We start from the raw sequence: 18,266 nt of genomic DNA on the forward strand, positions 1-18,266 counted from the left end.
ATCAGGCTGCCTTCCTGAGTGAAAGAGAGGCGATTGCCGGTATCCAGATAGGTTTCGGACAGAGCGCCATTGGCCATGATGATGGCATGGTATTCGGTCTCGATATGATAGACCTCAAAGACATCCTGCTCATCGATCACGATGCTGCTGCCGTTGACGAGCATGCGTGCGGGGATGAGATGATCGGCGAGGAAGAGGCAATGCTCTGGTGTGATCAGCAGATCCTGAGAGGGGGAATTGTCTGCCAGGGCGTTGGCACGTACGCGGACGGGGCGTTCTTCTGCTGAGGTGGCGGTAACGGTTTTTTTGCCGATCCAGCAGAGGGGGACGGCCTCGATCCCTGTTGCCTGATAGGTGAGGACCTCATCGCCGACAGACAGTGCCTCGACAGCGACCGGACCGGAAGGCGTGGCAACAAGCGTGCCAGGCAGATAACACGGCGTCGTCGTAAGGGGCAGATAAGCCATCACACTGCCACTGACTTGGTGGATAAGTTTCGGCTTATTATAATCTAGAGCATACGGGTTACCGTCGAGTACGAGATTCAGATAGGTTGTTTTCGTACCGTATGTAATCTTGAATGTTATGGTTGTGGTTGGTCCTGTATAGATTCCGCTAACGGCAATCGAGCCAAAGCTGGCAGATATTGAATAGTTGATAAGAAAATCTGCAGTAACCTCACCATGAATTCTGACCGTGCGCACACTACCGCCTGCCGTTGCAGGGGTATAGCCATTGAGAGATATATCGATCGACTGGGTCGCGCTGGTGCAACCAGGCATGATGTAGACATCAGCTGAGTCTGTCATAGACGGAGAGGGCGGCGCGCCCAGTTTCAGCGTACCGCCACTGAGATTGTAAATTCCACCGTCGACGAAAGATGCCGTTTTTCCTGGAGTAAGGTCGGTCATGAGACAACATATCCATTATTGGATGGTTCTTGTTGTCTTCTCGATAACACGTTCCAACAAAAGATTTTACAATAAATATTTCGAATTTAATACTAAATATTTCTTTACCATCGGGTAAAACATCAGATTTTTATTATATAAAGTTATTGACCGTAAATAATTTGAAATAGTGGGTTATGAGTATAATGCAGGGCTGGTGCGGTCGCCGGGGCGGGGCGTCCGCTTTGCCGCGCAGGTTAGGTGGGTCGTGCCCTGCAAGGGTCGGCTGCGCAGGTGAGACGCCCCGATTCTCCTTCGTTTGCACGAGTGGCGGTTGTATGGCGGCGTCCATACGCGACAGGGAAGAGATCCTTCTTTTTGTGGACGTGCTCGGCTGCAATGCAGGACAGTGTAGCAGGACGGTGTAAAGGACACGCAGATGTCCATTGGGCAGGCTTTGAAAGGCTGACTGTTGTGTTGACGGCAGACCCTGACCGACCATCTTTCCTATGCGAAAATGCTTGACGAGACCGCGATAACCAACGAAAAGCGAGCCAATCCCTCTATGCCGGGTTAGCACAGTGGTAGTGCAGCGGTTTTGTAAACCGAAGGTCGGGGGTTCAAATCCCTCACCCGGCACCAGAATTTCCCTCACCAGAAAATATGACGCTGTTTCACCCAGATGATGACGGCACATCATAGGGCCTAACGGATAGGCGCTGTTTATGTGTCTGTGGGTGGTCCCGTGACTGGCAGCCGTGCGAAGGTCCGGGACGATTTACAGCATAATGACAGCACAAAGGGTGTGCTTTTCGGCGCGTGCTGAAACGCCCGCGCCGGTTTATTGGTCAGGCTTCCGGGAAGGTTTCCCGGACGAGGCTTTCGGGCAGGCTCTTCAGGCAGTATCGGCAATCAGTCATTCCTGACGGTACTGCCTGAATACTCAGGAGGCGGCAGGAAGTGTCATGTTTCCTTCCCATCTCCCGAGCGACGGGATTCAATGATACTGCGCGAGATTTCATGCCAGACCCGACTGGGCCGTGCCGCTGCGCCCCCGAATGCTGCAGTGGTCTCCGCTGAGGACATGCGTTGGGAAATATCCTCCAGAACAGCATCGGGCGCGTGTTTCATCAACGGTATGATGACCTCCATCAAGACGGCCATCTGTGCATCGACAACCCTGGCCGCAGCTTGCGACACTACGCCATCCAGTCGCGTGATCTCTCGCTGAGTGGTCTTGATAATTCCCTCTGGCGAGAAGTCATCGCCGGTAGATGGGTGCTCATTCCCACTACGATCCTTGCGCTCCCTGAATGCAATGATCTGCGGTTCATCTGAGCCGTCCATATCGACATCGCCCCCTTGTGATTTTTGGAAGCACAGAATGGACGATTACTGTCGGCAGGGCGAGCCCTCCGCGACATATAACAAAAAAGAAACCCTCGTTAGTTTCGGCGTTGGGATCTCTCTATCCTGTTGGCCGATGCATTGCCGAAACCCGATGGACGGTGGGTAGGTCTGTGGCTGGGGGATTGGGGGGTATTGGCATGAAAAAGGGCGATCCATGGATAGGACCGCCCTTTTTATGTGTTGCCGGGAGGATCGTCCTTGTTGCGTCCGGACGACCCTTTGGCGTGCGGTTTATGCGATGGCCCTGAGTTCGTCTGTCAGCGCGAACCCGGTTGAGGGTTCTGTGTGGTAAGGACCTGCGGCGACGATATCGATCATGACGAGAGATGGTGAGGTTGCGGCGGTTTCGGCGAACTGCACGAGCGCGCGTCCGTCGGTCCATCGGCAGGTATCGTTTTCGTATGACTGCCATCCTTCGATGGTCCTGTCTTCGAGATGAGCTGCGATGTGCTGGGTGCTTCTGCTTTCGAAAACCATAATGGTTCCGACGAGGACACCGAGATTGCGCCGGTCGTTGACGAAAGGCCCGATGGTGTCACTGGGACGGCTGGCCCGTGAGCAGAGCCATGCCCGATCGATGCCGGCGGGGAGTTCGAACACATAGCCCTGCAAAGTACGACGGATGGGTCGGATTTTTGCGCCCTGGCTTGTCAGCAGGTGCAGATCGGGGTCGTCGGTCAGGGGGGTGGAGGGGCCTTCGCTGACGTAGCCGAGCTGAGCGGCGCGTTCCTGAAGGCTGGTGAAGACTGGCTCGACAAGGGAACGTGCGACGCCCAGCGGTGCGGCTGCGTCGGTTTCCCAGCTTTTCACGGGGGTGAATACCCCGTTGATCAGGCTGCCTTCCTGAGTGAAAGAGAGGCGATTGCCGGTATCCAGATAGGTTTCGGACAGAGCGCCATTGGCCATGATGATGGCATGGTGTTCGGTCTCGATATGATAGACCTCAAAGACATCCTGCTCATCGATCACGATGCTGCTGCCGTTGACGAGCATGCGTGCGGGGATGAGATGATCGGCGAGGAAGAGGCAATGCTCTGGTGTGATCAGCAGATCCTGAGAGGGGGAATTGTCTGCCTGGGCGTTGGCACGTACGCGGACGGGGCGTTCTTCTGCTAAGGTGGCGGTAACGGTTTTTTTGCCGATCCAGCAGAGGGGGACGGCCTCGATCCCTGTTGCCTGATAGGTGAGGACCTCATCGCCGACAGACAGTGCCTCGACAGCGACCGGACCGGAAGGCGTGGCAACAAGCGTGCCAGGCAGATAACACGGCGTCGTCGTAAGGGTGCCGAGGACGAACTCATTCATCCCGCCGGTATAATCAGCCATGGTTATCTGCTCACCATAGGGTAGTCGGTATGGGTTGCCATCGAATACAAGATTGATGACTGTCTTTGCTCCGGTAAACTTATAAGTCGCGGTAAACGAGATTGTCGTCGTGGCGCCGTCGAAAAAGGCATTTACAGCGATATCGCCACCATATGGCCATAGGTTGAAAGTAACAATCATATCTTTTGTTACTGTACCATAGATTCGAAGCGTTCGAGTGCAGTTCGGGGAGGATAAGGCTGATGAGGACTTGAAATCTATATCTATTGAACTTGTATTTTTTGTGCACCCAGAACCGATATACGCTTCTGCATATTGTGTTACGGACTTGCCTTCTGCGGCCGACATGGTGAGAGAGCCGCCGTCCAGATTATAAACCTTACCATTGGAGTACGGAGTTTTGGTTCCGGATGTCAGATCGTACATTGAGAGAATCCATTCAGGAAATTTTTCTCAATTAATCATGAATAAAAAGATCACGCTATAGTAACAAATGTTAATAATTTAGCTTTTAGTTATGTAAAATGCACGATGATTTGTAAAAATTGGATATTTGAAATCAACATACCATTATTTTATCATAAAAACTATATATGTGCTTGATCTGTAGATGCGGTACTGGAGTAGAAAATCATTATCCAGCCATGAAGTCGGATCGATCGAGTGATGAGGGATCATGATATACAGGGGTCGGTTATCCTGCCGATTTATCTGCTATTATAAGAAATAACCCTATATAAAATGTTAACTATAAATTGTTTTATAAGAAAAAGTCATAATTTTGGATTTTGTACTGAGTTCGCGATGTATGGATAGAAGTTTTATTTTTGTAGATGTTGTCCGGTAGGTCAATGTACCACGGGCAGGGTGGCCAGAGCCGGCCGGGCATAGATGTAGCCTTGCTGTAACGAGATGCCGATCTCCGAGAGGATGCTGGCCTCTTCGGCTGTTTCAATTCCTTCGCATATTGGCGTTACGCCCAGATTGTCGAGCATGGCGATGGTGTGGCGCATCATGACCTGCTTGACCGGTGTTGTATCGATATTGCGCACCAGCTCCATATCGAGTTTGACGTAATCAGGCTGAAAACGCGACAGCAGGCTCAGACCTGCGTAGCCAGCACCGAAATCGTCTATGGCCGTCTTGAACCCCATACTGTCATAGGTACGCAGAATATGCAGAAGATGCTCGGTATCGAGTGCTTCGTTTTCGCAGAATTCGAACAGGATATTCCCGGTCGGAAAATTGACGCGCTCAGCCGCTTCGAGCGTGGTGCCGATACACGCACTCGGTTCATAAACGGCATTGGGCAGGAAATTGATCGAAAGCAGAGCTCCGCGCTCGGCGAGTCCGAGTTCGGCTGCCATCGTGATTGCGGTCACACGGCATTTCTGGTCGAAAGCATAGCGGTTTTCAGGCGTTACACGCGATAAAATCTGCTGCGCCCCTGTTCCATCCGCGCCGCGCACCAGGGCTTCATACGCGAAGATCCGGCGTGTGGAGAGATCGACGATCGGCTGGAACGCCATAGTGATGGGAAAATCGAAACCCGCATCGGCGCTGCAACCCGCGCAGGCCTTGCGCTTACTCCGCCCCCAGAAAGAAGCCATCATCGCGTCACCCCTTCGCGCATTGATCGTGCGCCTTGCCGAACGCCTCGCCGGCTCACGAGTTGGTGAAAAATTTGTAACAGGATGAAGAAACGTGATTCCGGGGGACGAAGCCTGTCCAAAAGGCCGGTTCAGCTCAGAACATAGAAGGCGCACGCTGAAACGGTGATGGTTACCGGCAGGGTTATCAGCCAGGCCAGAGCGATCTTGGCCAGCATGCGCATATTGATCCCCGATCCTGCGGCAACCATCGTGCCGGCTACGCCGGAGGTAATGATATGCGTGGTCGAGACAGGCAGTCCCGTATAGCCTGCCGAGGCGATCAGTCCGGCGCCGACCAGTTCGGAAGCTGCGCCCTGTGCCGGAGTAAGGTGCTGTTTGCCGATCCCTTCGCCGAGGGTTTTCACGATACGCCGGTAACCGACCATCGTCCCGATCCCGAGGCAAAGAGCGCTCAGGATACGCACCCAGTAGGGAGCATACTCCACTGTGGGTCTGAGTGCCTTGGCCAGACCGGTGCTCGTATGCTTTTCCTCGGCAGAAGATGCGGGATTGGCGCTGACATCGCGCAGGCCCGACAGGATTTCATACACATCCCCGCGTATCTGCGCTGGCGTGGCTGGCCTGGAGACGTCACTGAGCCGGTTTATCGAGGCAAGGGCATCAGGTTTGAAGCTGTAGCGGTCGTATTGCGCGATCAGGGGCTTTGCTTCCTGAGCCATCCGGGCCAGCGCAATGCGGTCTGTCGGATGATCCGGGTTCATTGCAAAGGTCGCAGGCATAAGGCCTATGATGGTGAGCATGATGAGACCGATGCTCTTCTGTCCGTCATTGCTGCCGTGAGAAAAGCTGACCGATGTGCAGGTCAGGATCAGCAGGACACGCACAACCGGGTTGGGGCTTTCCCCCGGTTTCGGTGGTGTGAACAGGGCGGGCAGCTTCACCGCAAAGCGGATCAGCAGATAGAGCAGCCCCGCCAGAAAGAAGCCCAGCAATGGCGAGATGGCAAGCGCACGCAGAACTTTCCAGATCTGCCCCCAGTCCACGCTATGGCCGAGATCGCGCGCATGAAGAAATGAATCGCCTATCGCAATGCCGATCAGGGCACCGATGGTGCAATGCGAGGAGGAATTGGGAATACCGAACCACCAGGTGCAGAGATTCCAAGCCAGCGCCGTGCCGAAAAGCGCAATCAGCATTGGCACCGCAGGATTGCCATTGGGGGGCGTAAGCACATCGGGCGGAAGCAGTTCCACCAGGGCATAGGCAACTGCGATGCCTCCCAGCAGAACGCCCAGCAGGTTCATCAGCCCCGACCAGATCACGGCGACACGCGGTTTGAGCGAGTTGGTATAGATGACGGTTGCGACGGCATTGGCGGTGTCATGAAAGCCATTGGCGAATTCAAACACACATACAAGCACGAAGCAGATCGCCAGCATGATGAGCGATCCGGTAGAAGAGGGGGCGAAATGGAGCATGGATCCGGCAGCCTTCGCATGAGGAAGTCCTCAATCTCGGCTACCGTTTACATTTCGGAAAGACTTTGACGCAGGGTTTCGCAGAAACTTCACGAAAGCCCGGATAGGGAGAAGGGGAGCGTTCTCCCGGATTCCACGCCGCAGCGTGGGGGCAGATGGTAGGGCTGTGCTCGTGCCCTACCAAGACAAAAGGCAGTCGGCCTTCTGAAACCCGTTTTTCAGACCGGGAGAGGGGGACTCTCCCGGGAGCTGGGCCAGATTATGTGCCCTGTGATGGGCTCAGCGGCCGAGCTTGCGCAGCTTCTCGCCGCTCATCAGGCGCTTTTCGATCACTTCGAGCGACATGCCCTTCGTTTCAGGCACGAAGGCGAAAGTCAGGACAATGAAGAAGGCGTTCAGACCGGCGAACAGCCAGAAGGTGCCAGCTGTGCCGAAGGTATTCATCAGGGTCAGGAAGCTTGCTCCCACGACCATATTGGTAATCCAGTTGGTAAGGGTCGAAAGCGAAATACCCAGATTGCGGCCTTGCATGGGCTGGATCTCGGAGCAGAGCACCCACATCAGTGGTCCCGCCGACATTGCAAAACCTGTGCAGAACAACATCAGCAGGAAGATTGCGATGAATTTCGAGGTTTCGCCCGACATATCTGTTCCGAGCAGGATGGCGAGTGCCCCCATGCCGATCGCCATAACCGAGAAACCGATATAGAGAATGGGCTTGCGGCCCCATTTATCGACAAGGCCAACCGCGATGAAGGTCGCGAGCATGTTCACCAGACCGATAATGGCCGTGCACCACATCTGCGACGTGGCATCGAACCCGGCGTTGGAGAGGATTTTCGGCGCGTAATACATGATGATGTTGATGCCGGCGAGCTGCTGCATGGCCTGAAGCATGATGCCCAGCGCAATCGAGCGTCGGAAATTCGAGTTGGTTTTCAGCAGCTCGAAGCCATGCTGCTTGACCTCAAGCTGTTCGCGGATAGCCTTGATTTCCTTTGCGGCTTCAAGCGGGTCTTCACGCAGGGAAAGCAGAACCTCGCGGGCCTCCTTGTGTCGTCCCTGCATGATCAGCCAGCGCGGGCTGTAAGGCAGGAAAAGCACGCCGATCAGGAACAGGCCGGCAGGAATGGCGGCAACGCCGAACATCCAGCGCCAGTCGCCGCTATAGGAGAAGTAGGTATTGGACAGGAAGGCGAGGAAAATGCCGACCGTCACCATGAGCTGATAGGTCGAGACCATGGCGCCGCGTGTGGCTTCGCTCGCGATTTCCGACAGATAGAGCGGTGCTGTGAAAGCCGAGATACCGACGGCCAGACCCATCACCACACGAAAGGTGATCATGGATGGAATGGACCAGCTGAGTGCGCAGCCGATCGAGCCGATCACGAAAATCGAGGCGCCTGCAATCAGCGAGCGCTTGCGCCCCAGAGTATGCGCCATCCAGCCCGCGGCAAGGGCGCCGACGGCCGCACCGGCCATCATGGAGCTGACCACCCATTCCTGGGCGAAGGTCGAGGCGTTGTACTGCTTGGCGAAGAAATCGAGTGCGCCTGCAACGACACCGATATCCAGACCGGACATCAGGCCGGCAAGAGCCGCCAGTACGCCGATGACGATGATCTTGAATTTTGTCGCATCGAAAACCGATGCCAATACGCCTTCTGTATTACCGGCATCTGTGTCTGTCGCCATTGTCGGGTCTTATCCTTTACCGGCGGCACGCAATGTGCCGACTTCTCGTCCGTTCCAGTTCTTCATCGTCTGATGCGACAATCCGGCCAGCACCGCGCGGTCGGCGTCGGACCAGCACGCCCCCTGCAGATCGAGCAGAAGCGAGGCCAGAGCCACTTCTGCTGCCCGGTTCGCGCCATCATCGGTCTTGATCGCTATTCCCAGCCCGAGTTCGGGCAGGGAGGCGACCATCACCCCTTCTGCACCCATTTTGCAGAAGATTCGGTTACCGAAATGCGCCATCAATGTCGTATCGAAACGTCCGCTCCCCGCCACCATGAAGGGGTTGGACGCGACTGCTGAACGCAGACGCGCGGCGGCAGACGCATAGCCGGATGAAAAATTTCTGCCCGTACCGAAACGGGCAAAACCCGTGGCCAGCGCTGAAAGCGGTATGGCATAGGTCGGCATCGAACAGCCATCCAAGCCACGATTGCTCTCATTATGTGGGACTGAGGTCGCCATGACAAGCGCGTCGGTGACCTGGCGCTGTGCCGCGTGGGCAGGGTCGATATAACCGTGCGGGTCGAGCGACTGGTCTATGGACAGGCAGATCAGACCGGCATGTTTGCCAGAACAGTTGTTATGCAGGGCGGAAGGGCGGGCACCTGACGCTGCCAGTTCCTGGGCGGCCCTGTCATAAGTCGGCCAATGCGCACCGCATTCCAGACAGACAACGTCCTGCCCGGCTTTGGCAAGCATCGAGGCGGCCGTTTCGGCATGGCGTGGCTCGCCATTGTGAGAAGCGCAGGCCAGAGCCAGTTCGGCATCGTTCAGGCCCATACGCTCTGCTGCACCCGTCTCGACGAGAGGAAGCGCCAGAAGCGCCTTGACGGTCGAGCGTGGAAAGACCGGCCTGTCTATGGCGCCATGCGCCTGCACGACGTGCCCTCGATCGTCCATGACGGCAATGCGGCCGAGATGAAGGGATTCGACGCGCCCGCCGCGCGTGACTTCTGCAAGGGCGATATCGTCCATGGCGTGATCCTCGATGAAAGAAACCGGAAGGGGTGAGCGCAGCCCGGACTAGCCGGACGCAACCTGTCGCGACAGCAGATAGCAGGAAGCCCCTAGCTGCGCACTCATATCGGGGTCGGTCTCGAGCCACGGGGCGATATGGGGGTGACGCACCCGCAGCAGCACCCTCTCGACATGGGCGTTCTCCTCGTCCTGCGAGGAAAGCAGGGCCATCACGGCGGGGCGGGTACAGAATGAGAGCGGATGACGCGCATCGAGCGTCAGTCCGTTCTGCATAAGGGTTTCACCCTCATGACGACCCACCAGGCAGTACAGCCATCCGTCCTCCCTGTCCCGATCGGTGAAGGCGCGTGTCGTTACGACAAGCAGGGGGGCTTCTTCAGGCGAGAGGCTGGTGCGTGGAATGGGGGGATCATAATCGAACAGATCCGGCTGCCGGTCCTCCTGCCCCTCGGGCTGGCGCACGGGGCGCGCCATACGCTCGGGACGTGAGCGAAGCGATCCGCCGGAAATCGGCAAAGAACTGGGGCGCTTGTTCGGGGGAGCCATGGGCCGGGTATCGGCTGTGCCTTGTCAGCCTTGCTGGCAGGACGCGCAAAGCCCTTCGACCTCGACGGTGGCCTGATGGGGTTTGAAGCCGATCCGGCTGGCGGCAGTGGCGATGGCGAGAGCGATCTCCTTGTCCTCGACTTCGCTGACTGCGCCGCATCCGCTGCAGATCATGAATTGCGCACGGTGACCGCAGCCATGACCGTGGTGACAGTCCAGACGATGGGCACAGCCGATGAAGGCGCTCATACGCTCGATACGGTGGATCAGGCCCTGAGACAGAAGGAAATCGAGCGCGCGATAAACGGTAGGCGGCGCGGCATTGCGCTGATAGCGCCTGAGATGATCGAGAATGTCATAAGCCCCGACGGGTTTGGGGCTTTCCAGGATCAGGCCGAGCACGAGCCGTCTTGTGTCGGTCAGCCGGCTGGCGCGTGTGGCACAGAAGGCAGCCGCGCGGTCGAGCAGCGTCAGCGTCTCGGCAGAGAACGGATCCTGTTCGGTCGTCGCCTCAAGGGTAACCATCGGGAATTTCCTTTTCCGGCTTGTCCTGACCAGAGATCCGCCTCTATATCGCGTATCTCAGTCGTTATAATATAACTAAAGGCGACTTTTTTGCGCCAGTTTCTGCTCTTCCTGCTTTGTGTGGTGACCTTGCCCGGATTGGCCCGGGCCGAGGGGATACGCGTATTCTGTGCCGAAGCGCTCTGGTGCGAGCTTGCATCCGGGCTCGGTGGTGCAGTCGTGGAGACCCGGAGTATCCTGACTTCCCCGCGTGTCGATCCGCATGATTTTCAGGTGACACCGGATATGGCGCGTGCGCTTGCAAACTCCAATATCGTGGTGCTGACCGGCGGACATTACGATGACTGGGTTGCGCCTCTCCTTGCCGCACAGCCCGATAAAGCGCGTCATGTCATCGATGCCGTTTCGCTTGTCGGACTGAAGGATGGAGACAATCCCCACCTCTTCGACGACCCTGCGGCCATTCGTGACGTCGTGGATGCTCTCGCAGCCGAGCTTGTGCACCGTCTGCCCGGTGAAGCCGGGGCCATCGCGGCCAGGCAGGCGCAGTATCGACAGGCAATCGATGGCATCGAGCATCGTCTGTCGGCTTTGCGCCCTGTGACGAACGGGATGAAGATTGCAGTGGCCGAGCCTGTGGGCGGCCCTGTTTTCAGGGCGCTCGGGCTCGATGTGATCGATCCTGATTTTGCCCTGGCCATGATGACGCATAGCGATCCGGCCCCTCAGGAAGTGGCCCGGCTGGAGGATGCTCTGCGACAGAAGGCAGTGAAAATTCTTGTCGTCAATCCAGCCATGACCGGTCCATCCCTGCAGCGCCTTATTGCGATTGCACGGCAATCCGGGGTTTCAATCGTCGAGTTTGACGAATTCCCCGTGCCCGGCGTCTCGTGGCGCGACTGGATGACAGCGCGGCTCGACCGGCTGACTGCGGCCCTTGGCGTTCATGGCTGAGGCTGTCCCTGCAATCGCTCTTCATGACGTGACGCTTGCCCATGGTGCGCGCCATCTGATCGAGCACGCCGATCTGACGCTTGCGCCAGGCAGTTTTACAGTGCTGGCCGGAGCGAACGGTCATGGCAAGACCACCTTGCTGCGCGCCCTGCTTGGCCTGCATAAGCCGCAGGTGGGATATATCGAGATATTCGGCAGCCCCCCGCAGAAGGCGCGAGGCAGGGTCGGATACATGCCGCAGGACAGACGCCTGCCCGCGCCGCAGATGACCGGTCGCTCATTGATTGCCGCATCGTGGCGCGGCACATGTTTTGGCCTTCCAGCATGGGGGAGCGGTCTTAGGCATGCATTGCATGAGGCGCTCTCTCTGACCGGGGCCGAAACCCTTGCCTGCCAGCCATTGAGCCAGCTTTCGGGCGGCGAGCGGCAGAGACTGTTTCTTGCCGAAGCCCTTCTCGATTCGCCTTCGCTTCTCGTTCTGGACGAGCCGCTGAGCGGTATGGATCTCGCGTGGCAGGACCGTATTCTCACGATGCTCAGGACGCGTTGCCGGACAACGGGTATGGCGGTTCTCATGTCCTGCCATGGTCTCGAAACTGTCAGGCCTTTCGCCGATCATGTGCTCCAGATCAGCCACACCATGCTGGAGCTGCACGATGCTGCATTATGAGTTCATGCAGAACGCCTTTCTCGCCTCAGGGGTCGTGGCTGTTCTGAGCGGTCTCGTCGGGTGGTTTCTCGTGCTGCGCGGGCAGAGCTTTGCCGGACATGCCCTTTCCCATATCGGGTTTGCCGGTGCGACAGGTGCTACGCTGATCGGCATGACGCCCTTCTGGGGCATGATGCTTTCCGCAGTGGCGGCCGGTCTCGTTCTGGGGTGGGAGCCGCAAGGCGATCTGCGTGGCAATGCGGCGACAGCAAGCCACAGGGATAGCGTGATCGGTCTCGTTCTGGCGGCCAGTCTCGGGTTCGGATTGCTGTTCCTGCAGATACAGCATGTGCCGGTAAGCAGCACGACGGGGCTCTTGTTCGGCAACGCTCTGGGCGTCGATCGTCACACCCTGCATCTGCTGGAGCTGCTGGGCGCCCTGTGTCTTGCAGGCCTCGGCTTTCTGGGCCGACCGCTCCTGTTTGCGAGTCTGGATCCCGATCTTGCGGCTGCAAAGGGCGTGAAGACAAGGCTGGTTGCCTGTGCCTTCATGTGTCTTGTGGCGCTTGCGACCGTTGTCTGTTCTGCCACCATCGGCATTCTGATGGTGTTCAGTCTGCTTGTCGGGCCGGCAGCCTGTGCCTTGCGCCTTGGGCTCTCGCCATGGCCGGGGCTTTTATGCTCTGCCGGTCTGGCCCTGATCCTGTCCTGGGGTGGGCTGGTCCTGTCATGGTTTACAGGTATGCCCGTCTCTTTCTGGATCAGCCTCGGTGCTGCCCTGAGCTATCTGGCTGCACGCGGTCTGATCGCCGTCAGACGCTGATTCCTGAGGTCAGGACTTCAGAGCCTTGCGCCTGCCCGAAAAGCGCGCGCGGCTGAGGAGTGAGCCGTTTATGCGGCTCTTGTCAGTTCAGATGCCAGTCCAGCATCATGATACCCACGACGAAGACGGCAAGCACGATATGCATGATGATCAGCTCGCGCAGGTTGATTGTCGGCACGTCTGGTTTGGGCTTTGGCGGTTTTGCCATCACTGGCTCCTTCTTGATTTTTGCCAGTCGATCTTAAACCAAATTGCGGCACTCAAGTTATGTCGTCATGAAAAATAATTCAGAGACAACTGAGAGCGGGGCACGGCCCCATGACGAGCACCCGATCGAGGTATCGCCCTATGCAAAATATATCCTGATTCTGGCTGCCGTCGTGGCCGCAATCTGCGGCGGTCTCTACGGCTACGATACCGGCATCATCTCCGGTGCGCTCCTGCTGATTTCCGATGATTTCCATCTGAACAGCACCATGCAGGAGATGGTGGCGTCTGCCATTCTCGCCGGTGCCATACTCGGGGCTCTGGCAGCCGGATCGTTCTCGGAGAAATACGGGCGTCGTGCCTGCGTAACGCTGGTGAGCGGTATTTTCGTGCTCGGCGCTCTGGCCTGCGCATTCTCGCCCGATGTGTGGCTTCTGATCGTCTCACGTGTGTTTCTGGGCTTTGCCGTGGGGGGCTCCACGCAGGTCGTACCGATGTATATTTCGGAACTTGCCCCGGCCGAAAAGCGCGGAACGCTGGTCACCATGTTCAATGTGGCCATCGGGCTCGGTATCCTTCTGGCCAATATCATTGGTTATACCGAGCGCGAAGCCTGGGGCTGGCGCCCGATGGTCGGCATGGCCGCCGTTCCTGCTGCCATCGTTTTCGTCTCCATGTTCTTCATGCCCAAAAGCCCGCGCTGGACGGCTGAAAACGAAGGCATGAAGCGTGCCATCATCGAACTCGGCCGTATTCGCACGTCCAGGAAGGTCATCCGCAAGGAAGTGCGCGAAATGCGTGAGAATGCCGAGGGGGTCGATCCGCGTAACCGTGGCTGGAAGGGCCTGTTCCGTGCCTGGGTTCGTCCGGCGCTCATTGCCGCTCTGGGTGTCGCATTCTTTACGCAATGCGGCGGCCTGGAGATGATGATCTATTATGCGCCGACCTTCCTGCGTGATGCAGGTTTCGGTGAGTCCTCGGCCCTGATGGCGTCACTGGGCGTGGCCATCACCTATTGCATCATGACGTTTATCGGCTGCCTGATCGTCGATCGTGTAGGTCGTCGTCGTCTCATGCTCATCATGGGGCCGGGCTCTGTCGTCAGTCTGATCGGGCTCGGTATCGTGTTTGCCATGCATCCGGCACCGCATAGCATCGGGTCCTATCTGGTCATCGTGTTCCTGTTGTTGTTCATGGCGTTCAACTCGGGCGGTATTCAGGTATGCGGCTGGCTGCTCGGGGCCGAGATGTTTCCGCTCTCGATGCGCGGTCAGGCTACGAGTCTTCATGCCGCCACATTGTGGGGATCCGACCTGCTGGTCACAGGCACAGCCCTGACGCTGGTGCAGCTCATCACGCTGGGCGGAACGATGTGGTTCTATGCCGCTGTCAATCTGGCATCGGTTCTGTTCATCTACTTCTTCGTGCCCGAAACCGCAGGGGCTACACTGGAAGATATCGAGCTGGCCCTGCATGAGAAGCGTTTCCGTCCGACGCGTGGCCATACACGCATCGTATCGGAGGACGCGCAGGAAGAGGCTGCTGCCTGACAGAGCGGCTTTTAGCCGAAACAGCCCGGCCTGCGAGTTTTATCCGGGCTATCCTCCCGCGAACAGGGGGATATCCCGGGCCCCGGCCCAGACATGAAGGTCCTCGCGCTTGAGGGCGGCAGCCATCATGTCGGGAAAATGGTCTGGTGTGCAGGCGAAGACCGCACATCCCATTGCGGCAAATGCTTTGGCATGATCGGTGTCGCAAGCGGGACGGCCGTCGTCTGAAAGTGCCAGCAGGACGATCAGGTTGACTCCGCTTTCAATCATCTCCGCAGCGCGAGCCAGCATCTGGCCTGCATCGCCGCCCTCATAGAGATCGCTGATCAGGATGAAGTGGGTTTTGGCAGGCTGCTCGATAAGCGATGCGCCATAGGCGAGAGCGGTATCGATATCTGTGCCGCCGCCGAGTTGTATGCCGAATAGCACGCTGACAGGATCTTCAAGCTGGTCAGAGAGATCGATAATCGACGTGTCGAAGCAGATCAGGCGCATATCCAGAACGGGTAAAGATGCCATGACGGCTGAAAAGATCGAGGCATAGACCACGGAATTCGCCATGGAGCCCGACTGATCGACACACATGATAACGCGATCCAGATCGGCACGTGTCTGTCGGCGTCTGGCGTGGCCGACCAGCTTATGGGGCACCACTGTCTGGTAATCGGGTTGCCAGTGTTGCAGATTGGCCTTGATGGTACGAGGCCAGTCGATATCGGCAGGGCGCGGTCTGGCTGTGCGTTGCAAGCGGTTGATCGCGCCACGGATGGCATTCTGAGTCTTGGTTGCAAGACGGGCCATAAGCGCGTCGACCACTTTTGAGACAACGAGCCGGGCTGTCTCGACCGTCCTCGCGGGCATGATATCTTTCAGTGCGATCAGATCGGCGACCAGATGAACATCGCCTTCCAGACTCTCGAGCAACTCGGGTTCGAGCAGCATGGCTTTCAGATTGTGCCGCTCGAGCGCATCGCGCTGGATGATCTGTACGACGGGGGCCGGAAAGAAACTGCGTATGTCGCCGAGCCAGCGCGCAATCTGCGGCGATGAGCTGCCGAGCCCTCCCTTGCGCCGTCCTTTGTCGACATTTCTGCCGTAAAGAGCGGTCAGGGCCCGGTCGAGACGCCGATCGTCCTGACAAAGTCCTTGTGTATCGTCTGTCCCAAGTGCCAGACACCAGCGACGATGTCTCTCGGCTTCTCCATCCTGGATAGCCTGTTGTGTCTTTTGCGTGGTGGCAGTCATGATGCCAGTCCCAGAATACGGCATAGCAACGGGAGCGCCTCATTGCTGAAAATGGCAGAAAGGGGACCTGTCGTGTCTCCGGCGTAAACCGCTTTTGTCGGTGTAGGCTGAAGAAGGGTGTCCAGAAGGCGTTTACGGGTTGTAAGGGCGAAATCGCTGAAGCTTCTGCGCATCATGGGCAGGATCTCGATGAACTGGGTCTCATCGAGAGTCATGATCCAGTCATCCAGCGCAGCCAGGAGCGCATGATCCTGAACCAGTATTTCAGCACCGCCCGAAAGGAAGCTCTCGATGAAGTCACCCGCATCCGCAGCTGGGACAGGCGGAAGCAACGAACGCGAGAAACCTGCCAGAACGAACGTTACAGGTTCGGCCTGTCTGTCATGGAGGAGCCGCAACGCCGTGCCTCGTATCGTGGGCGACACGGTATCATGCGCGATGGCCGAGCGCAGGGCATGATCCCACAGGCCGGTCAGATGGGCTTCGCCGAACAGGGTGACAGATTGGTCGAAACCAGCCATGACCTCTTTCGTGCTGCACGCGGCCTTTTTGTCTATTCCGCGGCATGAGAACGAAAATCCAGCACATATTTCCACACATAGCGTCCAGACGAGCGTTCTCAGTGCGGCTTCAGGCAGAGGTCTTGCGCCGCCATAGCGCAGCAGTGAAACAAGTGTTACGACGCTTTCCATCAACGATGCCATGGACTGGGTCGTGACGGCGACATCGTGTAGTCTGGTAATGACTTGGTCCGTCGCATCGGGCAGATCGGCAAGGAGACACTGCCGCACGAGCCCGGACAGCACGGCGATATCCGCACTGCGTCCGGCGTCGGCAATCGCCTTGTTGTTTGCAGCCTGCTCGATGGTAACCCCGTAGGGTAGGGCCTGGACCAGAGCGATTGCATAGGAGGGCGACCAGCTCATCCGCCAGATTTCGCGATAGGTACCGCGTCCGGCTGCGCCATCGACAAGCCTCCCCCATGGAAGGTCAAGCACCGTGAGACGATGGAGCAGGGTCGAGCGCAACAGCCCGGCCTCCGTCCTCAGATCAAGGGTGATATCGCGTGGCTCGGTTTCGGGCTTGAGGCGGCATTTTTTCTGCCAGCGCTCCAGATCGCGGGCGAGGGGGATCTGAGGCACCGCAGGATCGAGTGCCCCGATTTGCTCACCGATCAGAAGCCGAGACTGGATCAAGCTCAGAGGTGCCGTTTCGCCATGGCACAGAACGGCATGCGCGGCATCCTGCATTTCAGCCAGATCGGGCAGGGATTTGCCTCTTATCGCGGCAAGAGCCAGAGCAAGACGTGCGGCTTCAAGGGTCGAGGCCGACGAGGTAACAAGACCCTCGCTACGCAGGAGTCCCGATACTTTTGCAAGCCATCCGGCAGTAAAACTTTCAGCGGTGAGGGGCAATTGAACGGCGCGCTCCTTCAGGTGCCAGAGATGGCGATACCAGCCCGGTGCCGTTACACCGGCGCTATAGCCCGATCCGCTGGCAAGTCTTGCGTCGCTCCAGGGCACCCAGGCTGAGTCCGTCCTGACCTTTTTCAGATCGCGTATCAGGGCCCGGTCTGCGGAGTAGCCGGTCTTTCGTTTCAGAGCCGGGACATGCCAGGCACCTGTTACGACTGCAATCTGACCCTCCTCATCTTTCAGTGCCTGACGCAGTGCAATGCGCATGAAAGCCTCGCGCAGCAGATCGCGTCTGTATCGTTGCGGGGTCAAGAGCGATCCAGTCTCGGCTGAGTCACGCAGTGCAGTCATGGCCGTGTCGATGGCTGCGAAAACAGCCGGTCCAGGAGCGGCATGCTCGACCATGGCATGCCACCAGGCCTCGCCATCCGCATATCCCGCAAGCTGCGCCAGATCGTCGAGCGGATCGAGCTTCGTAATTGCCTGCAATTCTGCCTGATGATCGTCTGTGTATGTCTTCTGATCTTGGTCGTTGTCCGCAAAGTTGCCCGCAGCGGGAGTTTCACGGCCTGGGGGGACGGACGTATCCTCCCATGCCAGAAGACAGGCGGCAGGCCAGTCAATGAAACGTACGTTCCGGTTGTGACGTGCAGCCCATAAAAGCGCCTGCCATTCGGGAGAATAATCGGCGAACGGGGAGAATACCGCATTGGCGGGATTATCTGTCTGGTAGTGCAGCAGTGCGAGCGGGGGCGTCATACCTTCGAGCGCGGCATAGGGCACCAGCCTATCTGCCTCGGGCTGTCCCTCTATCAGAACAAGGGCCGGAGCGAGATCGTCCAGGGCCGCGATCAGACTTGCTGCCGAGCCTGGTCCGTGATGACGTATGCCAAAGAAATGCAGACGTGGATCCATGGGTT

General features: G+C 57.7%; 16 protein-coding genes and 1 tRNA gene. 5 read left to right on the forward strand and 12 right to left on the reverse strand.

Annotation, left to right across the window (positions count from 1 at the left end; all coding sequences use genetic code 11):
- A partial coding sequence (locus tag NF685_RS00005; protein WP_252848126.1) for a Hint domain-containing protein occupies positions 1-911 on the reverse strand: 911 nt, incomplete at its 3' end.
- A 546-nt stretch (positions 912-1,457) separates the two neighbouring features.
- Here NF685_RS00005 and NF685_RS00010 point away from each other — a divergent pair.
- Positions 1,458-1,532: transfer RNA gene (locus NF685_RS00010), tRNA-Thr, on the forward strand.
- Positions 1,533-1,853: 321 nt separating this feature from the next.
- On the opposite strand, the gene NF685_RS00015 is transcribed toward NF685_RS00010, so the two are convergent.
- From NF685_RS00015 to NF685_RS00050, 8 genes are all read right to left on the reverse strand, one after another.
- Entirely contained in the window at positions 1,854-2,237 is a 384-nt protein-coding gene (locus NF685_RS00015) for a hypothetical protein (RefSeq protein WP_222546331.1), read from the reverse strand.
- 294 nt (positions 2,238-2,531) lie between these two features.
- Complete coding sequence (locus NF685_RS00020) at positions 2,532-3,626, reverse strand: Hint domain-containing protein (RefSeq protein ID WP_252848127.1); 1,095 nt, start codon at positions 3,624-3,626, stop codon at positions 2,532-2,534.
- Positions 3,627-4,474: 848 nt separating this feature from the next.
- The gene (locus NF685_RS00025; protein WP_306414248.1) at positions 4,475-5,239 is read right to left on the reverse strand and encodes an EAL domain-containing protein; all 765 of its coding nucleotides are present in this window, start codon (positions 5,237-5,239) and stop codon (positions 4,475-4,477) included.
- A gap of 128 nt (positions 5,240-5,367) precedes the next feature.
- Positions 5,368-6,717, reverse strand: coding sequence for an inorganic phosphate transporter (locus NF685_RS00030; protein WP_252848128.1), 1,350 nt, complete (start codon positions 6,715-6,717; stop codon positions 5,368-5,370).
- A 279-nt stretch (positions 6,718-6,996) separates the two neighbouring features.
- Entirely contained in the window at positions 6,997-8,412 is a 1,416-nt protein-coding gene (locus tag NF685_RS00035) for a sugar porter family MFS transporter (RefSeq protein ID WP_222546334.1), read from the reverse strand.
- 9 nt (positions 8,413-8,421) lie between these two features.
- Positions 8,422-9,429 carry an asparaginase gene (locus NF685_RS00040; protein WP_252848129.1) on the reverse strand — a complete coding sequence of 336 codons (1,008 nt, stop codon included), beginning with the start codon at positions 9,427-9,429 and terminating at the stop codon, positions 8,422-8,424.
- A gap of 48 nt (positions 9,430-9,477) precedes the next feature.
- The gene (locus tag NF685_RS00045; protein ID WP_252848130.1) at positions 9,478-9,978 is read right to left on the reverse strand and encodes a hypothetical protein; all 501 of its coding nucleotides are present in this window, start codon (positions 9,976-9,978) and stop codon (positions 9,478-9,480) included.
- Positions 9,979-10,002: 24 nt separating this feature from the next.
- On the reverse strand, positions 10,003-10,503 hold the full coding sequence (locus NF685_RS00050) for a transcriptional repressor (protein ID WP_252848131.1): 501 nt from the start codon (positions 10,501-10,503) through the stop codon (positions 10,003-10,005).
- A gap of 90 nt (positions 10,504-10,593) precedes the next feature.
- Between NF685_RS00050 and NF685_RS00055 the strand changes: the two genes are divergently transcribed.
- Genes NF685_RS00055 through NF685_RS00065 form a run of 3 tightly spaced genes read left to right on the forward strand, consistent with a single transcriptional unit; the run spans position 10,594 to position 12,929 of the window.
- Positions 10,594-11,457: a metal ABC transporter solute-binding protein, Zn/Mn family gene (locus NF685_RS00055; RefSeq protein ID WP_252848132.1), complete on the forward strand. Its 864-nt coding sequence runs from the start codon at positions 10,594-10,596 to the stop codon at positions 11,455-11,457.
- Positions 11,450-12,127, forward strand: coding sequence for a metal ABC transporter ATP-binding protein (locus NF685_RS00060; RefSeq protein ID WP_252848133.1), 678 nt, complete (start codon positions 11,450-11,452; stop codon positions 12,125-12,127). Before NF685_RS00055 ends, NF685_RS00060 begins: the two co-directional genes overlap by 8 nt.
- The gene (locus NF685_RS00065; RefSeq protein ID WP_252848134.1) at positions 12,114-12,929 is read left to right on the forward strand and encodes a metal ABC transporter permease; all 816 of its coding nucleotides are present in this window, start codon (positions 12,114-12,116) and stop codon (positions 12,927-12,929) included. The genes NF685_RS00060 and NF685_RS00065 overlap by 14 nt, the downstream gene beginning before the upstream one ends.
- An 82-nt stretch (positions 12,930-13,011) precedes the next feature.
- Here NF685_RS00065 and NF685_RS14240 read toward each other — a convergent pair whose 3' ends face one another.
- Entirely contained in the window at positions 13,012-13,137 is a 126-nt protein-coding gene (locus tag NF685_RS14240) for a hypothetical protein (protein ID WP_261390210.1), read from the reverse strand.
- Positions 13,138-13,204: 67 nt separating this feature from the next.
- Between NF685_RS14240 and NF685_RS00070 the strand changes: the two genes are divergently transcribed.
- Complete coding sequence (locus NF685_RS00070; protein ID WP_252848135.1) at positions 13,205-14,686, forward strand: sugar porter family MFS transporter; 1,482 nt, start codon at positions 13,205-13,207, stop codon at positions 14,684-14,686.
- Positions 14,687-14,734: 48 nt separating this feature from the next.
- Here NF685_RS00070 and NF685_RS00075 read toward each other — a convergent pair whose 3' ends face one another.
- The gene (locus tag NF685_RS00075; RefSeq protein ID WP_252848136.1) at positions 14,735-15,931 is read right to left on the reverse strand and encodes a VWA domain-containing protein; all 1,197 of its coding nucleotides are present in this window, start codon (positions 15,929-15,931) and stop codon (positions 14,735-14,737) included.
- Positions 15,928-18,261: a DUF5682 family protein gene (locus NF685_RS00080; RefSeq protein WP_252848137.1), complete on the reverse strand. Its 2,334-nt coding sequence runs from the start codon at positions 18,259-18,261 to the stop codon at positions 15,928-15,930. Before NF685_RS00080 ends, NF685_RS00075 begins: the two co-directional genes overlap by 4 nt.
- Positions 18,262-18,266: the final 5 nt, after the last annotated feature.

It is taken from the genome of Asaia lannensis NBRC 102526, assembly GCF_024054035.1.
Taxonomy (GTDB): Bacteria; Pseudomonadota; Alphaproteobacteria; order Acetobacterales; family Acetobacteraceae; genus Asaia; species Asaia lannensis.